The organism is Pseudomonas endophytica (assembly GCF_001411475.1).
GTDB classification, from domain to species: domain Bacteria; phylum Pseudomonadota; class Gammaproteobacteria; order Pseudomonadales; family Pseudomonadaceae; genus Aquipseudomonas; species Aquipseudomonas endophytica.
In genome coordinates this window covers 20561-41063 of sequence record NZ_LLWH01000220.1, presented here as the reverse complement: position 1 = coordinate 41063, position 20503 = coordinate 20561, and the positions used below count along the sequence as shown (strand labels likewise).

The window sequence follows — 20503 nt, the reverse complement described above, 5'->3', positions numbered from 1 at the left end:
CCCACATGCAAAAAACCAGTGCCACGCTGCTGATCATTGATGACGACGAAGTAGTGCGTGCCAGTTTGGCAGCCTACTTAGAAGACAGCGGCTTTAGCGTCCTGCAAGCCAGTAATGGCGTGCAAGGCCTCAAGGTGTTCGAGCAAGAGCAACCAGACTTAGTGATCTGCGATCTTCGCATGCCGCAAATGAGCGGTCTGGAGTTGATTAGGCAGGTCGCTCAGCGTTCAGCTCAGACTCCCGTTATCGTGATCTCAGGTGCCGGGGTGATGAGTGACGTGGTCGAAGCGTTGCGTTTGGGTGCTGCCGATTACCTAATCAAGCCCCTCGAAGACTTGGCGGTGCTGGAGCACTCCGTGCATCGAGCGTTAGATCGCGCTCGATTACTGCACGAGAACCAACGCTACCGCGAGAAGCTGGAGTCCGCCAACCGCGAGCTTGAAGCCAGCCTGCATTTATTGCAGGAGGATCAAAACGCTGGTCGACAGGTGCAGATGAACATGCTGCCTGTCAGCCCTTGGGCAATTGATGAGTTCGATTTTGCGCATCAAATTATTCCCTCTTTGTATCTGTCGGGCGATTTTGTCGACTACTTCAAAGTTGATGAGCGACGAGTGGCGTTTTACCTCGCTGATGTTTCTGGGCATGGCGCTTCTTCAGCGTTCGTCACTGTGCTGCTTAAGTTCATGACCACGCGCTTGCTGTTTGAATCGAAGCGTAATGGCACATTGCCCGAATTTAAGCCTTCTGACGTGCTTGGGCATATCAACCGTGGCTTGATCAACTGCAAGCTGGGCAAGCACGTGACCATGGTCGGTGGAGTGATTGATCAAGAGACGGGGTTGCTGACGTATAGCATCGGCGGGCACCTGCCATTGCCGGTGCTTTATACCCCTGACAGTGTCTCTTATCTGGAAGGGCGTGGGTTGCCGGTGGGGTTGTTCAACGAGGCGACTTACCAAGATCATGTGCTGAAATTGCCAGAGGTATTCAGCTTGACGTTGATGTCTGATGGGATTTTGGATCTTTTGTCCGAGCAGACACTCAAAGAGAAAGAAGCTGCTTTGCCTCAGCGGGTAAAAGCAGCGGGTGGCAGCTTGGATGGTCTGCGCCAGGTTTTTGGATTAGCTACGCTAGGGGAGATGCCGGATGATATCGCCCTGTTGGTGTTAAGCAGGAATCTTACATGAGTACCGGTAGAATTCAGTTCGCCGAACAGGATGGCACCTTTGTCCTGAAATTTGTGGGTGAAGTGCGTCTGACACTGTGTTCGGCACTGGATGCGACAATCGAAAGGATTTTCACGGCCCGTAACTTTGCGGCCATCGTGATTGACCTGACCGAAACCCGGAGTATTGACAGCACCACCTTGGGCTTGCTGGCTAAACTGTCGATCTTGTCGCGTCAGAAAATAGGTTTGTTGCCAACCGTTGTGACCACACATGAAGACATCAGCCGGTTATTGCAGTCGATGGGCTTCGATCAGGTCTTTAACATCATTAACAGACCCATACCTTGCCCTGAGTGCCTGACTGATTTGCCGTCCCAAGACGAGTCTGAAGAAGTGGTGCGAGTCAAAGTACTCGAAGCGCACAAAATCCTGATGGGGCTTAATGACTCCAATCGCGAAGCCTTCCACGACTTGGTGAATGCCCTCGAGCGTCAGTGAGCGACGTGTAGCGCAAAACAAGCGGGGCGGCCGTTCGCAGGATTAGCCCCGTTTGCGTGGTCGAGAGTTAGCGACCTTCCAGCAACTGCGCCGCTTGATCCAATAGCACTAACTGATCCTTAGCCTTGTGAATATCGGCCGACAGCAACTGACGGAAACGTCGCGCGCCAGGGAACCCCTGACCCAAGCCGAGAATATGCCGGGTAATATGATGCATCGCGCCACCTGCGGCGATATGCGCAGCGATATACGGCCTTAACTGCACCAGTACTTGCTCACGGGTAATGATCGGAGCCGTGCTGCCAAACAGTTGTTGATCGACCTCGGCCAGAAGATACGAATTGTGATAAGCCTCGCGACCGAGCATCACGCCATCAAACACCTCTAAATGCGTATGGCACTCCTCCAGCGTCTTGATACCGCCGTTGAGGATAAACTCTAGTTCAGGAAAATCAGCCTTTAACAGCGCCGCAACGTCATAACGCAGAGGCGGGATATCACGATTTTCTTTAGGTGAAAGCCCCTCCAGAATCGCGATACGCGCATGCACAGTAAAACTTTCGCAGCCAGCATCACGCACCGTACCGACAAAGTCACATAACTGCGCGTAGCTATCACGACCATTAATCCCGATTCGATGCTTAACCGTCACTGGAATCGACACCGCGTCACGCATCGCCTTCACACACTCAGCGACCAGCGCCGGATGGGCCATTAGACAAGCGCCAATCATATTGTTCTGCACCCGATCGCTCGGGCAGCCGACATTAAGATTCACTTCGTCATAACCTGCCGCCTGAGCCATACGCGCACATGCAGCCAAATCAGCAGGCGTACTGCCACCTAACTGCAATGCCAGTGGATGCTCCGCATCGTCATGACGTAAAAAACGCTCAGCATCACCGTGCAGCAAAGCGCCAGTCGTCACCATCTCGGTGTACAACAACGCGTTCTTGGATAACAGCCGCAGGAAGAATCGGCAGTGACGATCAGTCCAATCCATCATGGGGGCAACGCTGAAGCGGCGGGACAGCGCAGGGTTTGATTCTGCTGGGCTACAGCTATGTTTATCTAGCATTTTATTCAACGTGTTCTGGGCGTGTTTTGGGGCGTTTTCAGGCGTTTTGAGGGCTCGGTGGTACGATGTACCACTCAAAAACTGACGCGTACCATTCTCGATATGGCGGCCATCAGGGCAAGAAAACTGGCAGATGGGACGGTGAGCTATACGGCTCAGATCCGCACCAAGCTCGACGGAGTGCAAGTCTACCAAGAGCGTCAGACTTTAGCCCGTAAACAGACCGGTCAAGTTTGGGGCGCGGCAGTTGGCGCTCATCTTGTGCGCGTTGATAAGTGAATAGCTCTTAATAAACGTTTGAGGCGTACTCCGGACTTATTACGGAAATTGAGCGTGCACTTGGGGGCAGACTTCACGAACAAAGCCGAGGCACTCGCCAGTCTGACAAAAAGGTGAGGTCCAAATCCTCATGGCGCACTCTCTTGCAGGAGCGCGCTGTGAGCTATCAGGCCGATAAATACTCATCTACCGATCTAACCGTGGCGTAGCCGAATTCAAAGGCTGCCATCAAAGCCGCGTGCGTTTGAGCAGCAGGGACGGTCACGCCGCGAAAGGTGAGATCCAGTGTGGCGCATGCATCATCCAGCACCGTGACCGGATATCCCATGTCCGCAGCTGCTCGGACCACCGCGTCGATGCACATGTGGCTCATCGCACCGATAACCACAATCTCCTGAACACCCGCAGCATCCAGTTGCTGCTTCAGATCAGTTTCTCTGAAGGCGTTGATGTGTTTTTTAACGATGACAGGTTCATCGTCTTTAGGCGCTACAGCGGCTTGAATGTCGGCGCCAGTCGAACCCTTGGCGAATATTGGGCCGTTTTCATCGGACTCGTGCCGTACGTGGAACACTGGAATGCCAGTGTCACGGGCGTGGCTGATCACCTGGCCCGCATTTGCGACCGCTGCGTCAATACCGGTTAAAGGTAACTTGCCGGAAGGCAGGTATTCATTTTGTAGATCAACCACTACAAGACCTAGTGTCATGAACAATCTCCAGTCAAATGATCAACGTGATGTTGTCGAGGGATGTGATTTTTACCGTTGCGTCGCGAACTTGCGGTAAGCCTGCTCGGTTAGATGCTTCAAGGCGCCTTTGGGCGTCCGTGGACTTCATTCTTGCTCAATACACTCAGGCTCAACAGTGGCCTAAATGACATATTTCGATAGAATTGGGCCAAACGGCACCGCCTATGAAAATTCACAGACGTGAGTGATCGACCACATGTGCACAAGAGCTCTACGAGCCACCACACGGCTTATCCGAGGCTAATTGATGGACTCTATACATGTTGCAGTTCTTGCTTTTGAAGGCGTCAGCCTGTTCCATCTTTCTGTACCCGGAATAGTGCTGGGGGCGGCGCAATCAGCCCCTGGCGAACCTCAGTACGTGGTGAGTTACTGCGCAGAAAAACCCGGTATGGTCAGTAGCGACCAAGGCATCGGCCTGGCTATCAATCATGGTCTAGAGCTGATAGATGCATGCGACGTCATTATTATTCCTGCGTGGGACGATCAGTTAGGTGTCGCTTGTGCAGCGCTCGTTAGCGCGTTACAAGCGGCGCATGCCCAAGGAAAGCTCATCGTTGGGTTATGTCTGGGAGCATTCGTGCTCGGCGATGCCGGGCTGCTTGATGGAAAGCAAGCAACCACGCACTGGGCTGCCAGAGACGAGTTTGCGCGGCGCTTCCCTGACGTTCGTTTCAAGCCCGAGGTGCTCTACGTCAGTGATGGCACTATCATGACTTCTGCGGGAACCGTGGCGGCAATCGACTGTTGTCTTCATTTGGTGCGACAACGACTCGGCGCTGATGTGGCGAATCGCGTGGCCAAAATGCTGGTGACACCCCCGCATCGGCAAGGCGGCCAAGCTCAGTACGTTGAGCATGCTGTACCGCAACTCTCCAGCGAGACGCATTTGTCTGAAGTACTGGCCTGGGCTCGAATTAACGTAGCTGCCGATCTGTCGCTTGATGTCTTGGCGAGCAGGGCGAAAATGAGCAGGCGCACATTCAGCCGACGGTTCAAGGAAGCAACGGGCACGACTGTCTCAAAATGGTTAAACGCAGAGCGCGTGGTCAGGGCGCAAGAACTCTTAGAGACAACTGATCTGCCTATTGAAAGTGTTGCCACAGAGGCCGGGTTTGGCACGCCTTTGTCGTTGAGGCAACACTTCGCCATTTATCTCGATACCTCACCCTCTGAGTACCGGCGGATGTTCTTTCGTGACAGAAAGCCGGGGCGCACGTTGAAGGGCAGTGACACCACAGGCTAACCGTCCACCCGCTTTCAGCTAGCTTAGGCATCGTTATTGCTGATCAGCAGCTTCAGAGCCAAGGAACCAAAACCATGACTGCAACGGGCAGCGCCACGGCGGCAAGCAGGGTCTGGATGGCAATGATTCCCGCCATGAGTGATGCATCCCCGCCCAATTGGCGCGCCATGATGTAAGACGAAGAGGCTGTCGGCAGTGCTTGGAAAAGCAATGCTGCGATGGCTGCTTTCCCGCCTAAACCAAACACATGGCAAGCGCCTAGTGTTATCAGCGGCATGATCAAGAACTTGGCCACTGATGAGTATGCGACCGGGCGAAGCCAACTGCGCATGCTGCTCAGTTCAAGAGCCGCTCCAACACACAGTAGTCCCAGAGGTAAGGATGCTTGCCCTAGGGCCTTGATCACCGGCTCGACAGCCACAGGCAGGCCTGCGCCTGTTGTCTGAATTAATATCCCGCCGAAACAAGCGAGTACCAGTGGGTTAAGTGCCAGTTGCTTGGCCACTTTGCTTGTCGACATCCTGCCACCTGTGCCGAAACGAGCGAATACCAGTACGCACAAAATATTCACGGTAGGCACTATCGCCGCGTTGGCTACGGCAGCCAGCGCGACCCCTTGAGCACCGAACAAGCCAGCCACCACGGATACACCCACGTAATTGTTAAAACGTATCCCGCCTTGGAAAACAGATGTGAAGGAGGCGTCGTTGCCTTTAATGAGTCGACGAGCACCGAGCATCAACACCGCGACCATAACCGTCGAAAGTACCAGAACTAAGATCATCGCTTGGACGGGGACGTGATCCAACTCGGCGGTGGCCAAGCCATGTAAAAACAGCGCGGGTAAAAGAACGTAATAACCCAGACGCTCAGCCGGTGCCCAGAAGCTATCCTCCAGAAACCGACTGTGCTTAAGCCAAGCGCCCATGCCAATCAGCAGCGCAATGGGCGTCAGGGCAAGTAACAGTTCGGCAGTCACGAGTGCGCCTCAGACGCAAGCACACAGCGTTTACATCTGGCCTGTACCCTCGCGAAAACAGGGCGTACAAGGTCGTTTGTCGAAGGATTGGTAGCCAAGGGGAGCGTTTCAATGGTGTGCATGGTGCCCTTTAAACTGTAAATGGATGGGCACTACGATAAGAACTCATTAGCAAAAGTAAAAACGATTTAAAGTTCACCAATCGACAAGTTTTACTCATTGGTGGTTGCGTGGTGCATGCTTTTTAACCGCCTCGACCAGGGCTGCTGCCAGCCGCCCAAGGGGTCTTTCTTCTTGCTCCAACAACACAACACAACGGGTTTTTTGCGGTGATCCGAACGGCTGGACTTCTAAATGCTTGAGTTGCTCTACGTTGCGACTGGACAGGGGGATCACCGCCACTCCCAGACCGCTGCTGACCATCTGAATGATTGCTTCCTGACTGTCCAACTCCATGCTGGTGTGCACGCGTATGCGCATCCGGCGAAGTTCTCGGTCAATGGTGCGTCCTGCCCAAGCCCTGCGGTCAAAGCGAATAAATGGAAGTTCTTGCAGGAGCTGCCGAAAATCCAACCCTGCGGAGGAACTCGGCGCAATGATCCAAAAACCTTCCGCATAGAGGGTGGTACTCACCAAACCATAGGGATGCGGTTTCACGGGTTCTGTGGTGATAGCGGCATCCAACTCGCCAGCCTCTACGCGTGTCGCCAACTCGGCAGACATGCCCGAAGCGACGTTTATGCGTAGATGAGGGTGCTCGGCCGCCAAAGTGGCCAAGGCTAAAGGTAAAGTATTGGCCAGTGCGGTATGAATGGCTCCAATTTTTAGCCGACCGCGCAGCTCGTTATCCGGCCCGATATCCGAAGCAATGCTGTCGTAAAGCGCAACAATCTCACGCGCCCGCTCTACGGCCAAATGGCCTGCATGGGTCAGTACGGGCAGTCGTCGTGAGCGATCAAACAGCGAAGCATTGAACGCCTCCTCAAGCGACTTTATGTGCAGGCTCACTGCGGATTGGGTGAGATGAACGCTGTCAGCAGCTCGCGCAAACGACCCGTGTTGAGCGATAGCGATTAAGGTACGAAGCGCGCGCAATGACATTAAATCTCCCGCTTTGAGGTGGGCAGCAGCGTGCGAACACTGTCGCCCTGAGTGATTGAGGTAAAGAGGCATAGAAGCCGTAAGCATACGGCTCCTCAGCTCAATCGTCTCGAATTACGACGCAGAGGTGTAGTGATCAAGCCACAGGCGAGTCGGGTGGGTTTTAGCTACACACGCAAATCTAAATGTCACCTAATCGACACAGGTCAGATCACTTTAACGGCCCGTCCAATAAACTGAATCGGCCCTGTCGGTTTGCCTGTTGGCGAGCCGTTGGGGTTTTCCAAGGTCAACTCAAAGAGTTGATTGGGCTCCAAGGGCGGTAATTTATCCAACGGGACAGATAACGTTTGCCCTGGTTTGACCAGCCCAAGCGAAACTGGGCTTTGCCAGCCGTCAGCTTTGGTCCAGAACTCGAGTGCTTTATCGGTTGGAACCTGCGCAACCCCCAATGGCATCAGTTGGATTTCTCTAGAGTTGCTCGCTTGCACCACCCAGCCGGGTGCCTGATTTTGCGGGGCCACAAGAACGACCAAGTAGGAGGTTGGACTCACTTGTGCGGTATGGGTCAGTAACATTGACCCGAGTAGCAAAGTGGCGATCAAACCTGCGCCTGCCAGCCCCCGCCACAGCGAAAGAAGGTTCCACCAAGCGATTGGCTGCTCGCTACTCAATGCTTTGGGGGCGCGTGTTTCAAGAAGCTTCACGCTGCGTTCAATTCTTTTCCACAGTAACGCCGTGGGTGTTTGCGGTTCAGCCAGTTCGATCAATGGGAGTAAACGTTGTTCCCATGCATCCACAGCAGCTCTTAACTCGGTGTCTTGGCCTAGGCGTGTTTGAACTTCAATACGTTGCTCTACCGACAGTGTGCCCAGCACATACTCACCGGCCAGCGCTTGAATCTTGTCGGGGCTGTCATCTTCTGGGCTTAGGGTCATCCCATGCACTCCCGCAAGGCCACTAAACTACGTTTGATCCAAGCTTTGACGGTGCCCAAAGGTGTGTCCAGCTTCTGAGAAATTTCTGAATGCGAATAGCCATCTACATACGCGTGCAGGATGCAATTGCGACGTACCGGCTCTAATTGTTCGAGACACATATAAATACGCCCTGAACGGGAACGATAATCGAAGGAGTCGACACTTTCATGTGATGCTTCCAGAGACGCTAAATCATGCAGCGCTGTTTCCTGTTGCTCGCTAACGTGTACTTCCCTGGCGCTATCTCGCATGAAATTAAGCGCAAGATGCCGCGTTACGCTGAAAATCCAGCCTCGTGCAGAGCCTCTAGCAGGATCAAAACTGCTGGCACGTGTCCAAATTTTAATAAAAGCATCGTGCACGATGTCTTCAGCCAAGGCGTCATCACGCGCGATGCGCTTTGCAACGCCCAAAAGACGTGCACTCTCTTGCTCGTAGAGATCGCGAAGTGCCTGTTGCTCGCCTCGAGAGCAAGCAATCAGGCAGGCTTCATAATCAAAAAAAGGCTCAGGTAAGGACAAGGTTTTCAGCCATCAACAGGTGGTAATGACTCCAGCCATAAAGCTGGAGTTCTTTCCAAGCAGCGTAGACGACTTATGCGCTAATACCGGCCCGGATTGCTGACTTAGTTAGGTGCCCAAAAAATATAGTCGGCTTGATACTTCACGACCTCGCTTTTGCCTTTATTGGCGCTCGAGCATTCACTCGTTGGTGCTACGCCGCCCTTAAGCGCCACACGCTGGATGTAACTAATACCGTTCATTGCGCCTTTGCCTTCAGCTGGATTGGCTTTAACCAACTGATAGGGGAGGTTGCCAGGGCCTGATGGGGCAACGGCCAATTGTGTTCCAGTGATTTTAGAACCGTCATTAGCTTGCCAAGTAGCAGGCGGGCCGAAGTAAGTGCCAACCTGTTTACCGTTGCGATCATTAAGAACGGCTTTGGGGCCGGCGAATGTCCATTCAGTTTCGCCGTTGGCGTTAGCCTTATCGCGGCACTCGTACGTGATTTCGCCCACACCCACAGTCTCTAGAGCGATCTTGTGGCCGTCAGGAACCTTGATGCTGTCGGGTAACGTTGCTTGGGCGTAAGACGCTTGGGCTGTGATCAACAAGCAGGTGGCTGCAAGGGTAGTACTGGCAGTGGACAGGATTCGTTTGGCGTTCATCTCAATCTCTCCAGGATGCGATCAGGTCAGCAGCTGTTGCTACTACGGGTACTACCCGTGAAGTGATGGATTGGATGCAGCGAGTAAAAAAATTTTCCTAAGCAGAATGGCCGAGCTTAAGTAGGCCACTGTCCGGTAGCGACAGGGCAACTGAGCCGGCGGGAATCTATGCTGCTATTTTTACGGGTTGCTGCTGCTCGACCTGCTCTGGGCGATTGTTCTCGCTTAGAGCTTCTAAAGCTCATTGACGATTCTTGAGTGCGGGATCACTGTGGTGCCTTCGCAGCCTACTTGGTTAAAGGTCAATGGCCATTCAGTTACCAAAAATAATCGAACACTTTATAGGTAACGCAGCACTGACTTGTGACGAGATCGGTGAGTCACCCTGCGATGTTTACAGCTTCAAGCGCGGTAATGGTCGCTTCTTCCTCAAGATTTGCCCTGCAATCCTAGCACCCACCACCTATAGCGTTTCGCGAGAGGCGCATGTGTTGTCTTGGCTCTCAGGTCGCCTAAGCGTCCCCGAAGTGGTTGCCGTAGCAAGCAACGCAGAAGGCGAGTTCATGATTACGCGTTGCGTCAAAGGCGAGCCCCTTCAGGCACTTATCAATGAACCGTCTACCATCGTGACGCTGTTCAGTGAGGCATTGCATCAGTTGAACGCTGTGCCAATTTTCGATTGCCCATTTGATTCGAGCGCTAAATATCGTCTCAAAGAACTGGGTTACTTAGTTGCACATGCACTTGGTGAGGCGAGCTACAACCTTCAGAAATGGCCATATCTGCATTCACTACAAGACCTGTTATCTCACCTGCACAACACATTACCGACCGAGCAGCGTGTGTTTAGCCATGGTGATCTTTGCGCTGCAAATGTTTTTGTTGATGCACAAGATAACCTGCACTTTATTGATTTGGGCCGCGGCGGGGTTGCTGATCGGTGGTTAGACATTGCACTCGTACATCGAAACTTACTGAGAGATACAAATGCAGACGTGGCCAGCGAGTTTTTAGAAGGACTAGGCATAGGGGATAACCCCGCCAAGCGTGAATTTTTCGAACAGTTGGATGAGTTATTTTAGTCTTCTGCCTCTGCGCCCGCACATCAAAGGGTGCCGAGCCTTTTAACCAGCATACAGCCATGTTTTAGAGCCTCTGCACCGTTGTGTTCCCATCGTAGTAATGCCCCTCATCATCAATCAGTGTGTAACTCACAGCCAAGCCAACCTGACCAGCAAGATTAATTGACTCTAACGGATATGTTTTCTCACTCAGAGGAGGGGTCATCATGTCTTGTGTTTTCGCCTTTGCGTAGTCATGCCCTTGCGCAACAAGGCGCAAGGATGAAAAAGATGCGTGATAGGGGCTAGGGTTGTGGCATATCAACACCCAGCCACCGGCCTGTTGTTTGAGACTAAAGGTTAAGGACGCGGCCATTTTTTCAGGTGGTATAGGCAAATTGGCTGGGCGGTAAAACACTTTCATTTGGGTGTTCATGGCTACTGCGACTTGAGTTGCAATGAGCGGGGCCACGGCTTTGGTTGGCGGGATCTCGTAAATATTTAACCAACTGACAGACTCACGGTCTTTTGGAAGTGAACTGGCGTCTTGAACGATACGTAACCCTTGGATAGCACCTGCTTGCAGCCGGAATACCGAAGGTAGAGCGACCATGGTCGAGACAGCATTTTCAGGGGCTTGGTTACCTTCACCGTTATCGACCCAGGTTTGAACGACTACCGGGTAGGCGTTGGTATTAGCAAGCATCAGTGAGCGATGAGATTGCCCCTCATGGAAAATCAATCGGGTCTTTTCTGGCATCACCCCGGCAGCAGCACTCTGTACGACGCTGACTGCCAAATAGGCGCAACTAACCAATAGGGCGATCTTGAATTTAATCATTGCACTTTCACCAACACGTAAGCGGTTGCGTTGACTTTGCCGGGGTTGGCCGTTAAACCGGGCAGCGCACCAAGGGTTGCGGTTATGGTCTGCGAGTAACTGGTATAGCCCTGTGTATTACTGCCCGTATTGTTTGCCCCTTCCAAGACGGGATACCAGCCACTGGAGGCCCCTGTTCCGGTGTTAGACCAACCTAGAAAGTTCATGGCTGAACCGTCAGTTGCATTACGCAGGCTGATCCCCACCCCCGTGGCAACAGAGGGGTCACTTCCATAACCATTTGACAGCAAGTGAGTGACTGCGCCGCCACTGGTTACAAGCCCCATGGACTGAGCCTGTGAATACGCGCTTTGCGCTACTTGTATACCTAAAGCGGTCTGATTGGTTGCCGTACCGGAGTTCACTGTGTTGTCGCACTCAAGCTCGATAGTGAAATCACTGCTGCGCGTTATGCCTTGGTTGAGCTCCGCGGCTGTGACGGGCAAAAAAGTGACGACTGGCGTGACGTTTCTGGCCACGCACGTGGCGGTGTAACTGATCGAGGCTGCCGCGCGCATGCCGTAACCGACGCCGTTTCGAGCACCCCAAAATCTGTAGTTTCTACTAGAGTCTTCGCCTACCGAGTCGGACTTAATACCGCCGCCTTGGAACTGTATGTATCCGTTGGGCTGAGTGCAGGTGTAAGAATAAATACCGGCTCCGGTAGTGGGGGCCGTGCCGCTGCAATAGTTAGAGACTGAGCCTGAACTGGGCGGCAGGCTGGATACGCGGACCAGTTCTGCTTGAATCATGCTCAGATGTTTAGCCTTGATCTGGATCTTCGTACCGACAGTGTCATATTCAGTAATCCTGGCTTGCTGCCAGTAACGGGTATAAACCTGGCCTGAGTTGACATGGGTCAGTTTGACCGCGACGTAAGGAAACCAAGTCGCGAAATAATTAGGCAGGCCATCAGCGGCCCCAATGTCCCAAAATCCACCCACCCGGTCGTCACCATTGGTCGCGAACAGTTCGTAAAGGTCATTGGCATCTGTGAGATCACACTCCCACATTAATGTCTCACTGGTTAGGCCAGTGGCTGACGCCGGGGAAATGACAACGGAGCCAAGGGGTGTGCCCACCGGCTGCAAGTGCGCTGAAGTCAGATTGATCCGGCCGAAGGTGAGTTGAGCCGTATTATTGTCGCGTGTTTGGATGCCGGAGTAGATTTTTCTACAGGTCGCTTGAGCCTCAGAAATAGCGGAGCCGACAGTGACAAGCACGGTGAGTGTTAACAGGGATCGAGACAGTGTCATAAGAAGTTCTTCTGGTTGAAAGCAGTCATGGAATACGGCACGTGCTGTTGACCTTGATCAGGGCTTGGCTGACATCCTGCTTGGCCAGATCGAAGTTCATCGTGCAGCGCTCCTGCGGTGCGTCGCCCCAGCGTACGGTCAACGTGCCTTTAAGCTTTTCGGTCCGCAGGTAGGCTTGACTGCCTTGACCGACCATTCCGATGACGCTGTCACGGTCATCCAGCACGTCAGCTCCCATGGGGACAGCTTCACCATCGCTGCGCAGCGCCTTGACCAGAATCGCGTTGCCGACCACGGTTTTGAACGTCACTTTGACGGCTGCGCCGGCATAGGGCGCAACTCGCTGCTGGCCATTGTCGAGTTCGGTCTTCTCATTCATACCTTCGGGGTTGATGACCACGGAGTTGTAACGGTAGGGCGTGAGTGAGGGGACTAATGCATAACCACTGCTATCAATTTTGGCGCCCAGTCCGTTCATAACCGTTGCACCACTGGCGCCCTTGGCTTCTACCAGCGCAAAGGTATCGCTCAGATACGGCCCAAAAGTGATGCCTCCTTCGTGTATTGCTAAGGCTCCGCGGGCGCTGCCGGAGGCTTGCCAGTAATCTTGACTTTTAGAGGCGGTAGCACTGAGAGAGGCCTTGGGGAAGTACTTTTGAAGGCTTGCACTGAAAACGTTGAGCTTTTGCTGAGCATCGCGGGACGCATCAATGCCGTAGCTAAGCGACTGATCCGCACCCTGAGTGCCTGAAAGCGAGGTTTGGTAGACGTTACCGGCGACCGAACTATGCGTGACTGAGCTGCTTAAGGAGGGCACATTGGGGCGAGATGGACTGCCGAGTGGGAAAGACACGGAAAACAGCGTCACGGTTTCGCTTCTACCGTCCATGCGCGTAACGCCCAATCCGTTACTCGTTGCAGAGTTATCGAATGGATCATCGTAATAGTCACTGCCGCGGTTCAGATACCTGCCGGTGGTTTGCCGGGAGGCTGTCAAGTTTAGGCTGATGTTGTTGCGCAAGGTGTTGGACCAGCCAAGCTGAAATTGCGTGTCGCGCTCTCGATCATTACGGTAGTCCTGGGAGGAGCCTGACAAAAACACACTGCCCCACTGGTCAAGGCTCTGATTGATCGACACTTCGAAGCGCGAGCGCTGCATATAACTCGTAGACTCCCAAGTCTGGTGCTTACGGGTAGATTTGCGCACCCCTAATACATCGTTCAAATCTCGGTAGCCCTCAGTGGAATAACGATATCCGGCAATCGACAAGGTGGTGTTGGTGGGTTGAAACGTACGGCTATAAGACAGACGCCCCATCCAACCCTCTAATTGGCCATCCTCAGGTAACGTTGCCCGTGAGTAAGTGGTGTCAAGGCCGAGGGCACCGAAACTGCTGGCATATACAGCGCCAAACACCAGCGCTTGATATTGATCTGCGACGCGCAAGCCACTGCTGGCGGTGATGCTATTGCTCATGCCGATTTGGTAGGTCATCTCGGCGAACGGATCGTGATCACCTATATTTCGGGTTCGCCCCAAGGCCATGCTGTAACGCGATATCCCCGCGCGTAAAGATTCTGGTACCGCTGAGAAGGGCACAGTAAAAGTACTGACACTGCCATCGGCTTCGATCACAGAGACATCCAAGTCGCCGTTGTAGTTGGTCGAGTAGAGGTCATTAATTTCGAATGGACCGGGCGTCACAGTGGTCTGATAAATCGTATTGCCGTTCTGACGCACGATCACTTGAGCATTGCTCGTGGCGATACCGCGCACGGTCGGCGCATAACCACGCAGTGACTCGGGCAACATGCGGTCGTCGGAGGCGATCTCGACACCGGTGTAACTTAACCCCGAAAAAAAACGTCCCGAAGTAAAGCCTTGGCCCGCGGTCAGATCGCCCTTGATTCCCGGTAATGCACGTTGGACGTAAGTGCGAGTGGTGTTCCAGTGCTGGCCGTTGTCATTGTCATAGCGCAGATTTCCTTGTTGTCGAAAGCGCCACAGCCCAACGTTCAAGCCGCTGTTCAGTGCCAGATACGTTGAATCTGTGCTGCTGCTGTTTCTGCCGGAGCGCGAGACATGATATTGGTTGGCGCTGTAGTTGACGAAACCCATGGGGCTTCCAGCGTCCAGGTTCTGGGTAGGCACGTAGCCTCGTGGGGTATTGGCCATCAAACTTTGTGGAATGCTTAAATCCAACCTCAATATGGAAAATTCAAATGCAGTGGATGCGCCCTTTACCGCTCTGGAAAGGATCAAACATTGACTCGCGTCAGGGTTGTGAATAGCGCTTTTGAGCACGCCGGAAGACGTTAGCAGTTCCTCTGGTAGGCAGGGCAGCACCTCGCCGTCACCCATATCCACGAAGCGCAGATCAACGCGATCAATAAAACGTTTATTAATAAACAGGTCGACTTTGTATTGCCCAGGTTCTATCGCGTTGACCCGGTTAAAACGCGACAACGAGCCATTTCCGAACATCATGCTGTCGTCGAAAATATAGGGGTCGTTTGATTCCAAGGGGGCGGGCTCTGCCAACACAACGCCAGGGCACAGCACGCTGAGAGTCATTAACGTTGAAGCGCCTACTAAATCGCGTAATCCACGTAAACCCGAAACATCAAAATCCTTTTTAAACATCACTACGCGACGCACACACATAAACAGTCATCCTGGCCGTCAGTTTAGGAGAAGGTCAGTGGTGATATCAGCACCATAATCGTTGACCAACGTCAGGCGTAACGTATCGCCACGGGTAGCCGTACTCCGGGGGGGAACTGTCCAGTTAACTTCACTTAACGGAGGAATCATCACGGCTTGATTCAACGGCAGTGGCTGGCCAGCGTGAACTACTTTAGCGTCGCGCACAGTGGCGAAGTAACCACTGTTATTGCGGGCGACGATAGTCTTGCCGTTTACTTTGAAACTGAGTGACTTACTCAGTTCATCAGGATTACCCACCAACGGCTGAGGTCGATAGAAGAGTTTCATTCGGCTGTTGACGCTAAGCAGCAACTTATTGGCCTGTAATTCGCTAGCCCTGATGGCTGGCATTTGCAGGAAGCTCAGATAAAACAGCGTTTCTCTGTCTTTAGCTAACTCGCCGCCGGTAAATACAAGCCGCACGATTTGCCCTGCGTTGGGGTTAATACGAAATATATGAGGGTTTGCAATAAAAGGGGCGCTGGCCTTCTGCACCTCATTATTACTAGGGTCACTATCAGTCCACAGTTGCACCATGTAAGGATGCGTGTCCTGGTTACTCAGTTGAACCATCTTCTCCGACGCGTCAGCGGGATAGATAACACGGGTGCCGGTCATGACAACGCTGGCACTTACGGTGTGCATTGAAAGACTGCATAAGGTAAAGGCCAAGGCCAAGGGAACTTTTTTAAGGCAAGACATAGCGTATCCATACACAGTGTGTAAAGAGTGTTTAAATGGCGGCAAAATGACTGCCGGGCGTTTAGCCCGGCAGAAAGGATGATTGACTTACAGGTAATCCAGAGCGTATTGCACGCTGGCTGAAACAGTACCTGCAGTCGCTCCACCCACTACGCTGACATATTGAACGGCGAAGTCATGACTGGCTTCTGTTGCGTCGACATCCAGTACCAGACCAGACACTGACGTCGTTCCTTGGAGTTGAATAGCTGTACCACCAGACGCCTCGAGCAATTGAACTTGCACGTTAGTGGCCGTGCCGGTATTACCGAGATTTCCATCACTGGTGACGTTATTACCTAAGAACGCAGTTTTAATCGGCAAGGCGGTGCTGGGTGCATCGCAATTACTGACGCTAACCGTAAATGTAGTCTCTCCTGCTGTACTACCTGCTGTGCTTAACGATGCGGCGCTCACGGTGGGAAGCAAAATAACCGGGTTAGCCTGATTGCCATTAACTGCCACGGTGCACGTTTGAGCGGACACTTGTCCGTTAAACGTAATCGTGTTGTTAGAGGCTGCAAAAGCCATAACAGGGAAGGTAGCAGCGATAACGAAAGCGATCCGTTTCATGGTGTATCTCCTATGTGACGTTTAGTAGTGGTCCTTTAGCCGCCGTGAGTTAAGAAGCTACTTCCAAAAAGCGCAAGTTATTAAAAGTTTTTATTATTTTTAGCGCTGTGTGTCTTTTGCTGTGTAATATCAATGTAATATCACGCAGCCTAATCAGCAGTAACTCGCTCGATAAGAATTTTTTTAATTTCTTGCGTAAGTTTGAATGGCTGTCTTTACTAGCGCGGGGCTCTTGCAATTAGGTGTTGTTGGTTGAGATTAATAATAGAGGGGTACTGAAGATAACTCAGATGAATAATAGCGGCCGTGCCCAATGAAAAACCGAATGATACGAGTGCTAAATGTTGAAATTAACGCCTGCTAATCAAGCAAAATCAGCGCTGTACTTTCGAGCAGCACCGGCCTTACAAGGATCTTGTAACAGTCGGCATCGAATGCTTGGCCTGTACTTTTGGATGCCTGCCTCGCTTGAGCTTGCGTGGCGTAAGTCCCGATGTAATGCCAGTTGTCTACGACGTGGTATTCCTCACGCTCTGCGTGGCGTTCGTGCAGAGCGATAGCGCAGGGGTATGGCCAGCGGTGTACTGCCCAACCTTTGAGTGCACTTAATAAGCGCTCGCTATGAGCCTCATGGCTTTCATCGCCTCTACAAGCGCCTGCGCATTTACCTATTTGCGCCCTGAAGCAACTGCGCCCAAGGGATTTTTCAATGCCGAGCAGGTGCAGGCATAGACGATGTTCGTCAGCTATTAGCGTCAACGCTTCGGTGGCCATGCGTTTGTTACGAAATAGCCCGTATAACTGACTAGCTCCCGACAGGTCGGTGGTGTCGATGATTTCTACTGTGCCGTTGCTGATGCGTATCGAGCACAAACGCCGCTGCTTGCGTAGGCGTTTGTTTTTAAGAGGTTGCAGTTCTTTGATCAGGCGCGATTCAAGCAGCAGGGCGCCAATTTCTCCGGCTGTTTGTACGTACTCAATCCTCTGCGCTTGGCGCAGCATCCGCGCTTCCTCGGGGGTTCGCAGGTGGGCAAGAAGTCGACTTCGGATATCAACGCTTTTGCCAATATAAAGCGGCATTGAGTCGTCTTGGGCGTAGAAGAAGTAAACACCCGGCGCGCGCGGCGCTGCCTCAACTTGCGCGCGAAGGTGCTCGGGATACTCATAAGCGGGGGTGGGATTGACTGGGCGTAAATGCATATCCGTTATAGTGCGGCATTGGTTACGGAATATGACAGCCGCTGGTCAGAATCACTCTTGGAGCTGCCAAAGCAGGAAGGCTGCGATCTTTTGATGCTGAGGGCCAAAAGATCGCAAGCAAGTCCGCTCCAGCTGGATAGGTTTTAGAGGGGCGTTACCGGTGCGTGTGGATGGCTCTCTGGAAAGTGCTGTTCATACGCCCGACACACTCGCAGTACTTGATCATCAGCAAAACGTGCGCCTACCACGTGCAGACCAACCGGCAAGCTATTATCGGCCAACCCACAGGGCACCGATGCCGCGGGTTGTTGTGTGAGATTGAACGGATAGGTGAATGGGGTCCATTGCATCCAGTCTGTGAATGAAGAGTCGGGCGGCACGTTATGCCCAGCAGCAAAGGCGGTAATGGGCAACATGGGTGAGATCAGGATGTCGTAGCGCTGATGGAACGCGCTCATGTGCGCCACCAAGGCCGCTCGTGCTTCCAGCGCGGCGCTGTATTGCTCAAGGGTAATCTGCGCTCCCAGCGCTGCAATGCGTTGCAGGCCAGGGTCCATCAGCTCGCGTTGGGCACTGTCGAGTTGGCTTGCTAAGCGTGCAGCCCCGGCAAACCACAAGGTGTTAAACGTTTCTAGCGGGTCGCTAAAACCGGGGTCGATCTGTTCGACATGCGCGCCCAGTTCGACCAGTCGCGCAACAGCCCGAGCCACTACTCGGGCGACACCAGGATCGACGTCTACATAGCCGAAGTTCGGGCTGTAGGCGATGCGCAAGCCTTTAAGGTCATTGCTCTGCTGCAACCACGGGGTGCTACGTGGGGCTGCGATTAAACCATCGCGGGCGTCAGGCTTGGCCACGGTTTGCAGCATCAAGACTGAGTCTTCTACAGTGCGGGTCATTGGCCCCAAGTGCGAAAGGATCGTCATGGAGCTGGCCGGCCATTGCGGTACGTAGCCGAAGGTCGGCTTGATGCCAAACGTACCGGTGAATGCGCATGGGATACGAATCGAGCCGCCAGCATCACTGCCCTGATGCAATACGCCGAGGTTAAGCGAGGCGGCTGCGGCGGCCCCGCCAGATGAACCGCCTGCGGTCTGCCGGGTGTCCCACGGGTTGCGGGTGATGCCATACAGTGGGTTATCAGTGACGCCTTTCCAGCCGAATTCTGGGGTTGTAGTTTTACCCAGCAAGACCGCGCCTGCCTTGCGCATAAACGCACTAAACGGGGCGTCGATTTCCCAAGGGCCCTGGGCCTTGGTGGTGCGCGAGCCTTTGCGGGTCGGCATACCTTGGGTCAGGGTCAGGTCTTTGATCGACGCGGGCACGCCGTCTAGCGCACCGCAAGGCGTGCCTTTTAACCAGCGCTGTTCCGATTCGCGTGCCGCCTGCAACGCGCCTTGCGGGTCAACATGGCAATAAGCGTTGACCGCTGGGTTGAAGCGTTCAATGCGCAGCAGTGCGTCTTCGGTCACTTCCACCGGTGACAAGCTTTTGTCGCGGAAGCGGGTCAGTAACTCGACGGCGTTCATCTGGCCAATGTCAGGTGTCGTACTCATTATTTTTTGCCTCCTTGCGCCGCATTGACCATGGCCCGCAGTAATACCGCGCAACCATCGGCTAAGTCTTGGGGCGCAGCATTTTCAATCTCGTTGTGGCTGATGCCGCCCTCACAAGGCACAAAAATCATTCCGGCCGGGCCCAGCTCGGCCACAAAGATGGCGTCGTGCCCGGCGCCACTGACGATGTCCATATGGCTAAAGCCCAATTGTTGCGCGCCATCTCGCACGGCATTAACGCAAGCCGGGTTGAAGTCCAGCGGCGGGAAATCAGCAGTAGGGGTCAACTCAAAACTCAAGCCGTGTTCAGTGCAGGCCACGTCGATGGCTTCGCGTACTTCATCGACCATTGCTTGCAAGTGATCAGCATGCAGATGCCGCAGGTCGATGGTCATGTGCACTTGGCCTGGGATCACGTTACGCGAGCCGGGGTGCAGACTCAGGCAGCCCACGGTACCGCACGCGTGGGGCTGATGTTGATGGGCAATCCGGTTAACGGCGCTGACCACGTGCGCCGCGCCGACCAGTGCATCTTTGCGTAAATGCATGGGGGTAGGGCCCGCGTGGGCTTCAACCCCGGTCAGGGTCAGGTCGAACCACTTTTGGCCGAGGCAACCCATCACTACGCCGACCGTGGTGTGGCGGTCTTCGAGTACCGGACCTTGCTCGATATGCGCTTCAAAATACGCGCCCACCGGATGTCCGAGTACCGAACGTGTGCCCGCATAACCGATGCGCTGCAATTCGGCACCCACTGAAAGCCCCAGTTCATCCACTTTATTGAGCGTGTCATTAAGGTCGAACTTTCCGGCGAACACCCCGGAACCCATCATGCACGGTGGAAACCGCGAGCCTTCTTCGTTGGTCCAGACCACCACTTCAATCGGAGCTTCGGTAATGAGTTGCAGATCGTTCAACGTGCGGATGACTTCTAGCCCTGCCATCACCCCATAGCAGCCATCGAATTTGCCGCCGGTGGGCTGGGTGTCGATGTGGCTCCCCGTCATGACAGGAGGCAGGTCGGGTTGCCGCCCGGCGCGACGCGCAAAGATATTGCCGATCCCGTCAACGCTGACACTGCATCCGGCCTCTTCACACCAGCGCACAAACAAATCGCGGGCTTGTCGGTCCAAGTCGGTCAAGGCTAAGCGGCACACACCGCCTTTAGCGGTGGCACCGAGCTGGGCCAGATACATCAGCGATTGCCATAGGCGGTCGCGGTTAATGAATGGCGCATCAGTCTTGAAAAGGTCGGATAACACGATAGGGCTGTTCATG

General features: G+C 53.6%; 19 protein-coding genes and 1 pseudogene. 5 read left to right on the top strand and 15 right to left on the bottom strand.

Features of this window, described 5'->3' with window-relative positions:
• Positions 1-5 precede the first annotated feature (5 nt).
• Entirely contained in the window at positions 6-1190 is a 1185-nt protein-coding gene (rssB, locus tag AQS70_RS20935; RefSeq protein ID WP_055104685.1) for a two-component system response regulator RssB, read from the top strand.
• Positions 1187-1669 carry an anti-sigma factor antagonist RssC gene (rssC, locus tag AQS70_RS20930; protein ID WP_055104645.1) on the top strand — a complete coding sequence of 161 codons (483 nt, stop codon included), beginning with the start codon at positions 1187-1189 and terminating at the stop codon, positions 1667-1669. The genes rssB and rssC overlap by 4 nt, the downstream gene beginning before the upstream one ends.
• A gap of 67 nt (positions 1670-1736) precedes the next feature.
• Here rssC and dusA read toward each other — a convergent pair whose 3' ends face one another.
• The gene (gene dusA, locus AQS70_RS20925) at positions 1737-2747 is read right to left on the bottom strand and encodes a tRNA dihydrouridine(20/20a) synthase DusA (protein WP_055104644.1); all 1011 of its coding nucleotides are present in this window, start codon (positions 2745-2747) and stop codon (positions 1737-1739) included.
• Between the two features lie 102 nt (positions 2748-2849).
• Here dusA and AQS70_RS24130 point away from each other — a divergent pair.
• A pseudogene (locus AQS70_RS24130) lies at positions 2850-2984 on the top strand (site-specific integrase); the annotation flags it as partial.
• A gap of 208 nt (positions 2985-3192) precedes the next feature.
• Here AQS70_RS24130 and AQS70_RS20915 read toward each other — a convergent pair.
• The gene (locus AQS70_RS20915) at positions 3193-3735 is read right to left on the bottom strand and encodes a cysteine hydrolase family protein (RefSeq protein ID WP_055104642.1); all 543 of its coding nucleotides are present in this window, start codon (positions 3733-3735) and stop codon (positions 3193-3195) included.
• Between the two features lie 289 nt (positions 3736-4024).
• Here AQS70_RS20915 and AQS70_RS20910 point away from each other — a divergent pair, with 289 nt between their 5' ends.
• Positions 4025-5023, top strand: a complete 999-nt coding sequence (locus tag AQS70_RS20910) for a GlxA family transcriptional regulator (protein WP_055104641.1) — start codon at positions 4025-4027, stop codon at positions 5021-5023.
• Between the two features lie 52 nt (positions 5024-5075).
• Here the strand turns inward: AQS70_RS20910 and AQS70_RS20905 are convergent, their stop codons facing one another.
• The 5 genes from AQS70_RS20905 to AQS70_RS20885 all read right to left on the bottom strand — a co-directional run bounded on the left by AQS70_RS20905 (position 5076) and on the right by AQS70_RS20885 (position 9251).
• Entirely contained in the window at positions 5076-6002 is a 927-nt protein-coding gene (locus tag AQS70_RS20905; RefSeq protein ID WP_156355247.1) for an AEC family transporter, read from the bottom strand.
• A gap of 216 nt (positions 6003-6218) precedes the next feature.
• Positions 6219-7103, bottom strand: coding sequence for a LysR family transcriptional regulator (locus AQS70_RS20900; RefSeq protein ID WP_055104640.1), 885 nt, complete (start codon positions 7101-7103; stop codon positions 6219-6221).
• 206 nt (positions 7104-7309) lie between these two features.
• A complete protein-coding gene (locus tag AQS70_RS20895) occupies positions 7310-8041 on the bottom strand; it encodes an anti-sigma factor (protein WP_055104639.1) in 732 nt (243 codons plus the stop codon).
• Positions 8038-8604 carry a sigma-70 family RNA polymerase sigma factor gene (locus tag AQS70_RS20890; protein WP_055104638.1) on the bottom strand — a complete coding sequence of 189 codons (567 nt, stop codon included), beginning with the start codon at positions 8602-8604 and terminating at the stop codon, positions 8038-8040. Before AQS70_RS20890 ends, AQS70_RS20895 begins: the two co-directional genes overlap by 4 nt.
• Before the next feature lie 104 nt (positions 8605-8708).
• On the bottom strand, positions 8709-9251 hold the full coding sequence (locus tag AQS70_RS20885; protein WP_055104637.1) for a DUF3455 domain-containing protein: 543 nt from the start codon (positions 9249-9251) through the stop codon (positions 8709-8711).
• A gap of 305 nt (positions 9252-9556) precedes the next feature.
• Here AQS70_RS20885 and AQS70_RS20880 point away from each other — a divergent pair, with 305 nt between their 5' ends.
• Positions 9557-10333, top strand: a complete 777-nt coding sequence (locus AQS70_RS20880; RefSeq protein WP_055104636.1) for an APH(3') family aminoglycoside O-phosphotransferase — start codon at positions 9557-9559, stop codon at positions 10331-10333.
• A 64-nt stretch (positions 10334-10397) separates the two neighbouring features.
• Here the strand turns inward: AQS70_RS20880 and AQS70_RS20875 are convergent, their stop codons facing one another.
• The 8 genes from AQS70_RS20875 to AQS70_RS20840 form a co-directional block, all read right to left on the bottom strand.
• Complete coding sequence (locus AQS70_RS20875) at positions 10398-11153, bottom strand: fimbrial biogenesis chaperone (RefSeq protein ID WP_055104635.1); 756 nt, start codon at positions 11151-11153, stop codon at positions 10398-10400.
• Positions 11150-12448 (bottom strand): fimbrial protein, encoded by a 1299-nt coding sequence (locus AQS70_RS20870; protein WP_082428165.1) that lies wholly within the window; start codon positions 12446-12448, stop codon positions 11150-11152. Before AQS70_RS20870 ends, AQS70_RS20875 begins: the two co-directional genes overlap by 4 nt.
• Before the next feature lie 25 nt (positions 12449-12473).
• Positions 12474-15113 carry a fimbria/pilus outer membrane usher protein gene (locus AQS70_RS20865; protein WP_241492873.1) on the bottom strand — a complete coding sequence of 880 codons (2640 nt, stop codon included), beginning with the start codon at positions 15111-15113 and terminating at the stop codon, positions 12474-12476.
• 18 nt (positions 15114-15131) lie between these two features.
• Positions 15132-15800, bottom strand: a complete 669-nt coding sequence (locus AQS70_RS20860; protein WP_162233918.1) for a fimbrial biogenesis chaperone — start codon at positions 15798-15800, stop codon at positions 15132-15134.
• 144 nt (positions 15801-15944) lie between these two features.
• Positions 15945-16469 (bottom strand): fimbrial protein, encoded by a 525-nt coding sequence (locus AQS70_RS20855; protein WP_055104633.1) that lies wholly within the window; start codon positions 16467-16469, stop codon positions 15945-15947.
• Positions 16470-16829: 360 nt separating this feature from the next.
• Positions 16830-17669, bottom strand: a complete 840-nt coding sequence (gene cho, locus AQS70_RS20850; protein ID WP_055104632.1) for an excinuclease Cho — start codon at positions 17667-17669, stop codon at positions 16830-16832.
• A gap of 143 nt (positions 17670-17812) precedes the next feature.
• Positions 17813-19225 (bottom strand): amidase, encoded by a 1413-nt coding sequence (locus AQS70_RS20845; RefSeq protein ID WP_055104631.1) that lies wholly within the window; start codon positions 19223-19225, stop codon positions 17813-17815.
• A complete protein-coding gene (locus tag AQS70_RS20840; protein ID WP_055104630.1) occupies positions 19225-20502 on the bottom strand; it encodes a Zn-dependent hydrolase in 1278 nt (425 codons plus the stop codon). The genes AQS70_RS20845 and AQS70_RS20840 overlap by 1 nt, the downstream gene beginning before the upstream one ends.
• Position 20503: the final 1 nt, after the last annotated feature.

Coding starts and splice junctions, on each gene's coding strand:
- rssB (WP_055104685.1), top strand. CDS start 6: ATGCAAAAAACCAGTGCCACGCTGCTGATCATTGATGACGACGAAGTA.
- rssC (WP_055104645.1), top strand. CDS start 1,187: ATGAGTACCGGTAGAATTCAGTTCGCCGAACAGGATGGCACCTTTGTC.
- dusA (WP_055104644.1), bottom strand. CDS start 2,747: ATGCTAGATAAACATAGCTGTAGCCCAGCAGAATCAAACCCTGCGCTG.
- AQS70_RS20915 (WP_055104642.1), bottom strand. CDS start 3,735: ATGACACTAGGTCTTGTAGTGGTTGATCTACAAAATGAATACCTGCCT.
- AQS70_RS20910 (WP_055104641.1), top strand. CDS start 4,025: ATGGACTCTATACATGTTGCAGTTCTTGCTTTTGAAGGCGTCAGCCTG.
- AQS70_RS20900 (WP_055104640.1), bottom strand. CDS start 7,103: ATGTCATTGCGCGCGCTTCGTACCTTAATCGCTATCGCTCAACACGGG.
- AQS70_RS20895 (WP_055104639.1), bottom strand. CDS start 8,041: ATGACCCTAAGCCCAGAAGATGACAGCCCCGACAAGATTCAAGCGCTG.
- AQS70_RS20885 (WP_055104637.1), bottom strand. CDS start 9,251: ATGAACGCCAAACGAATCCTGTCCACTGCCAGTACTACCCTTGCAGCC.
- AQS70_RS20880 (WP_055104636.1), top strand. CDS start 9,557: ATGGCCATTCAGTTACCAAAAATAATCGAACACTTTATAGGTAACGCA.
- AQS70_RS20875 (WP_055104635.1), bottom strand. CDS start 11,153: ATGATTAAATTCAAGATCGCCCTATTGGTTAGTTGCGCCTATTTGGCA.
- AQS70_RS20870 (WP_082428165.1), bottom strand. CDS start 12,448: ATGACACTGTCTCGATCCCTGTTAACACTCACCGTGCTTGTCACTGTC.
- AQS70_RS20865 (WP_241492873.1), bottom strand. CDS start 15,113: ATGTGTGTGCGTCGCGTAGTGATGTTTAAAAAGGATTTTGATGTTTCG.
- AQS70_RS20860 (WP_162233918.1), bottom strand. CDS start 15,800: ATGCACACCGTAAGTGCCAGCGTTGTCATGACCGGCACCCGTGTTATC.
- AQS70_RS20855 (WP_055104633.1), bottom strand. CDS start 16,469: ATGAAACGGATCGCTTTCGTTATCGCTGCTACCTTCCCTGTTATGGCT.
- cho (WP_055104632.1), bottom strand. CDS start 17,669: ATGCATTTACGCCCAGTCAATCCCACCCCCGCTTATGAGTATCCCGAG.
- AQS70_RS20845 (WP_055104631.1), bottom strand. CDS start 19,225: ATGAGTACGACACCTGACATTGGCCAGATGAACGCCGTCGAGTTACTG.
- AQS70_RS20840 (WP_055104630.1), bottom strand. CDS start 20,502: ATGAACAGCCCTATCGTGTTATCCGACCTTTTCAAGACTGATGCGCCA.